The organism is Macellibacteroides sp., from assembly GCF_050251695.1.
Taxonomy (GTDB): Bacteria; Bacteroidota; Bacteroidia; order Bacteroidales; family Tannerellaceae; genus Macellibacteroides; species Macellibacteroides fermentans.
The window spans coordinates 1-4,692 of record NZ_JBFWMI010000146.1 but is presented as its reverse complement, the minus strand read 5'-3'; the positions used below and the strand labels follow the sequence as shown (position 1 = coordinate 4,692).

Sequence of the window (4,692 nt, the reverse complement as noted above, 5' to 3'; positions counted from 1 at the left end):
AGGATAAGCTGACTGTTTATGGAGGTCTCCCCCATGAATGAGAGGGCGAAGAAGCTCGTGAAAGTCATCACCCCGATGCCGCCCACCTGTATCAGAAGCAGGATGATGATATGTCCGGCTGCTGTAAATTGGGTAGCAACATCCACGGTTGTTAGTCCGGTTACGCAAACAGATGTGGTAGCCGTAAAAAGAGCATCTACAAAATGTATACCGTGGATGGTGGCATTGGGTAGCATCAGCAACCCGGTGCCGGTCAGAATCACAAAGGCGAAGCTGAAGATAAATAACAGCGATGGCCTTATACGGTGCTGAATTACCGTGAATACCTGCCGCGAACTATGTATGATGGTGAGTACAGCCAGCAGGCCATAGGTAAACCAGCGGTTGGAAAAGAAATCGAGGTACGGCAGCGAGTCGGCCATTACTTCAGTAAAGAATATCTTGCTGCATATAGAGCCGATCAGTAAAAAATAGATGGTCAGATCGGTAAAAAGCATTCTCTCGCGGATAATCTTGTCGAATTGAACAATGTACCGCAGACTGATACCTACAAAGAAAAGTAACAGCAAATGGTTGTGATATTCCGACAGACGGAGCGTGGTTTGCGGCGACAGGGAATACCCGAACTGATATAGTAAAATGAACAACGATCCCAGTGAGGCCAATGAGATACTTATCTCGGCTACGATGTTAAACACGTTCCGCAACCTCGATGCATGCATTTTATATAAGAATAGATAGCGTCGTATATCCATTGTGTATATCGAATAGGTATTGAACAAATATACAAATTTTTGCGAATATTTGACAAATATGGTAAGAATATTGATATTGTTTATGTTACAGTATGTTCTGGAGTCTTATTGTATAAAGTAAGATTATAAAAACACAGATAATTAGGGTATTATGAGCATATTTATTTTGAAGAATGATTTGTTTATGAAAAAAAACAATATATTTGCAGCATCTTTAATTTAATTGTTCAACATACTAAATGAAATTACCAGCATGTTATATCCTCATGTTTCTGTAGACTGTGTGTTATTGGGCGTAAATGAAGAGAAGCTTTGCGTGCTTCTGGTGGAGCGTGCTGATTCTCCGGGCGACCAGATCGACTACAAATTACCCGGAAGCCTGATTTACGAAAACGAAGACCTGGACGATGCTGCTTACCGGGTGCTTAAGGAGAGCACAGGTATAAGTAAAGTCCAACTCAAACAGTTCCGTTGCTTTGGTTCTCCGTCGCGTACCCAGAATAAAGAAGATGTGCTTTGGCTCGAGAATGCTTCCAAACTGAAGATCGGCCGTATCGTAACCGTTGCGTACCTGGCGCTGTGTAAAATAAGCAAACGAAAGAATCTGTCTCCTAAATATAAGTCGGCTCAATGGGTGCCGGTAAACGAGCTCCCTAAATTGCCGTTCGACCACAATGAAATTGTTGCGGCTGCCACCAGCGAGATTCGTCAGTGGATCGAAATCGAGCCTTCTATTGTGTTTGAATACCTTCCTTCCCGCTTTACTTTGTATGAGCTGCGCCGTACCTACGAGACTATATTCGGAAAGGCTTTTGATATCCGTAATTTTCATAAGAAGATTGCATCATTGGCCTATGTTGTGCCCACCAACGAGATGCAGGAGGGAGTTGCCCACAGGGCAGCGAGGTATTACCGATTCGACAGAGCCATCTATAAGAAGCGTTCGATTGTGAATAAGAAGTAAATTAACAGTAAATCTGAATCATATGTATTTATTGGGTTGTGATATAGGAAGCTCTTCTGTGAAGGCTTCGGTGGTGGAAGTTGAAAGTGGAAAAACCGTGGGATCCGACTTTTTCCCAAAAGAGGAAGCTCCCATTCTGGCTGTAAAGCCGGGTTGGGCGGAACAGGATCCTGAATCGTGGTGGGGTTATCTGAAAGATGCCATCAAAGGGGCGATAGCCGCCGCACGCATTGATGGAAAAGAGATTCGTGCCATCGGTATTTCGTATCAGATGCATGGACTTGTGGTGGTTGATAGCGACAAAAAGGTATTACGTCCTTCAATTATCTGGTGCGACAGCAGGGCGGTTCCCTACGGAAACCGTGCCTTCACAACGATTGGAGAAGAGCAGTGCTTGTCTCATCTGCTTAATTCGCCCGGAAACTTTACGGCCTCTAAGCTGGCCTGGATTAAAGAATATGAGCCGCGCTTGTTTGAGCGTATCCACAAGATAATGTTGCCCGGAGATTATGTGGCGATGCGGATGACGGGCGATATTGTGACTACCGTTTCCGGATTAAGCGAAGGGATTTTCTGGGATTTCAAGAACCAGTGCGTATCGAAGGATGTGATGAATTACTTTGGCTTCGACAATGATCTGATTGCAGATATCAGGCCTACGTTTGCCAATCAGGGTGAACTTACGGAGTCGGTTGCCAGCGAACTGGGAATGAAAAAAGGAACTCCCATTACCTATAGGGCCGGCGATCAGCCTAATAATGCCTTGTCGCTTAATGTATTAAATCCGGGCGAAATTGCCGCTACAGGTGGTACTTCGGGAGTTGTGTACGGGGTGAACGGCGCTATAAATTACGATCCGCTTTCGCGTGTAAATACCTTTGCCCACGTTAATTATACTCCGGAAGAACCTCGTTTGGGCGTATTGTTGTGTATCAACGGGGTAGGTATCCTCAATTCGTGGATAAAACGGAATGTAGCTCCTGCTGGAATGGATTACGAGGCATTGAATGACTTGGCAGCCACGGTGCCTGTGGGTTCCGAAGGTTTGTCAATTCTGCCGTTTGGTAACGGAGCAGAACGTATGCTGCAGAACAGATCTTCGTCTTGCTCGGTTCACGGTCTTAATTTCAACATACATGGTAAGGCACATCTGGCCCGTGCCGCTCAGGAAGGTATCGTATTCTCCTTCAAGTACGGCATGGATATCATGAATGAAATGGGTATCAATATAGATGTAATCAGGGCAGGTCACGCAAACATGTTCCTTAGTCCGGTATTCAGGGAGGCTTTGGCTGGTGTAACCGGTGCCGTGATTGAGTTGTACGACACCAACGGCGCTGTAGGTGCAGCCAAGGGTGCAGGTATAGGTGCCGGCATTTACAAATCGCCTGCCGAAGCGTTTGCCTCCTTGCAGAAAATAAACCGGATTGAACCCGACGGACTTAAAGCCGACAGTTATTGCAGTGCTTATGAGATCTGGAGGGAACGATTGATTAAAAATAGCTGATTTTAAAGTGTATATTAATTCTTAATACTGACAATTATGAGTTTTTTTAAAGGAGAAAAAGAATTCTTTCCTGGTATTGGAAAGATTCGTTTTGAGGGATTGGATACTGTAAATCCGTTGGCATTCCGCTATTATGACGAAAACCGTGTGGTAATGGGTAAAACTATGAAGGATCACCTGCGTTTTGCTATGGCTTACTGGCATACTTTGTGTGCCGAAGGTGGCGATCAGTTTGGCGGAGGTACAATTGATTTTCCATGGAATAACGCAGCGGATGCGATTTCGCGCGCCAAATATAAAATGGATGCTGCTTTCGAATTTATGACTAAGTGCGGTATTCCTTACTATTGCTTCCACGATGTGGATGTTGTTGAGGAGGCTCCAACTATGCTTGAGTTCGAAAATCGTCTGCACACCATGGTGGAGCATGCCAAAGGTTTACAGGCTGCAACAGGCAAGAAATTGCTTTGGGGTACAGCCAACGTGTTCAGCAACCGTCGTTATATGAACGGTGCGGCAACCAACCCATATTTCCCTGCAGTGGCGTTTGCCGGCACTCAGATTAAGAATGCAATTGATGCAACCATCGCTTTAGGTGGCGAAAACTATGTATTCTGGGGTGGCCGCGAAGGTTATATGAGCTTGCTTAACACCAACATGAAACGCGAAAAGGATCACCTGGCTATGATGCTTACGATGGCCCGCGATTATGGAAGAAAGAACGGATTCAACGGAACATTCCTTATCGAACCGAAACCGATGGAGCCTACCAAGCATCAGTACGATGTGGATGCCGAAACAGTAATCGGGTTCTTGCGCCACTATGGTTTGGATAAGGATTTTGCACTCAATATCGAAGTGAACCACGCAACCCTGGCTGGTCATACCTTCGAGCACGAATTGCAGGCTGCTGTTGATGCCGGTATGTTAGGTAGTATCGATGCTAACCGCGGCGATTATCAGAACGGTTGGGATACAGATCAGTTCCCCATCGATTCGTACGAACTTACTCAGGCTCTGCTTGTAATTCTTGAGGCAGGCGGTTTCAAGACCGGTGGTACCAATTTTGATGCTAAGACCAGAAGAAATTCGACGGATCTGGAGGATATCTTTATTGCGCATGTTTCCGGTATGGATATGTTTGCCCGCGCATTGCTTTCGGCAGCCAATATCCTGGAGAAGACCGATTACCTGAAGATGAGAGCCGAGCGTTACGCTTCGTTTGATTCGGGCGAAGGAAAGGCTTTCGAAGATGGCAAACTTAGCCTGGAAGATCTTCGTACAATTGCTTTGGCTCACGGTGAACCCAAACAGTTCAGCGGAAAGCAGGAATTGTATGAGATGATTGTAAGCCGTAATATCTAATAATGAATAAGAACCGGAGCCGGAGGGGGATCACACCCTTCGGCTCTTGTTATTTAATCTAATATATTCATGAGAAACAAAAACTATATTTTTGGTATTAC

Annotated in this window: 3 protein-coding genes and 1 pseudogene; 3 read left to right on the top strand and 1 reads right to left on the bottom strand. The window is 45.3% G+C overall.

The genetic code is table 11. The features are described 5' to 3' along the window. A pseudogene (locus AB7E53_RS14140) lies at positions 1-755 on the bottom strand (TrkH family potassium uptake protein); the annotation flags it as partial. Positions 756-1,008: 253 nt separating this feature from the next. Here AB7E53_RS14140 and AB7E53_RS14135 point away from each other — a divergent pair. The 3 genes from AB7E53_RS14135 to xylA are packed head-to-tail and all read left to right on the top strand — an operon-like array spanning position 1,009 to position 4,591. Beyond that, positions 1,009-1,719, top strand: a complete 711-nt coding sequence (locus AB7E53_RS14135; RefSeq protein ID WP_079683154.1) for an NUDIX hydrolase — start codon at positions 1,009-1,011, stop codon at positions 1,717-1,719. Between the two features lie 22 nt (positions 1,720-1,741). Beyond that, positions 1,742-3,226, top strand: a complete 1,485-nt coding sequence (locus tag AB7E53_RS14130; protein WP_179398402.1) for a xylulokinase — start codon at positions 1,742-1,744, stop codon at positions 3,224-3,226. A gap of 36 nt (positions 3,227-3,262) precedes the next feature. Next, complete coding sequence (gene xylA / locus AB7E53_RS14125; RefSeq protein WP_079683152.1) at positions 3,263-4,591, top strand: xylose isomerase; 1,329 nt, start codon at positions 3,263-3,265, stop codon at positions 4,589-4,591. The last annotated feature ends 101 nt before the right edge of the window (positions 4,592-4,692 follow it).

Excerpts from the sequence above, each read along its gene's own strand:
- AB7E53_RS14135 (WP_079683154.1), top strand. The coding sequence starts at position 1,009 with ATGTTATATCCTCATGTTTCTGTAGACTGTGTGTTATTGGGCGTAAAT.
- AB7E53_RS14130 (WP_179398402.1), top strand. The coding sequence starts at position 1,742 with ATGTATTTATTGGGTTGTGATATAGGAAGCTCTTCTGTGAAGGCTTCG.
- xylA (WP_079683152.1), top strand. The coding sequence starts at position 3,263 with ATGAGTTTTTTTAAAGGAGAAAAAGAATTCTTTCCTGGTATTGGAAAG.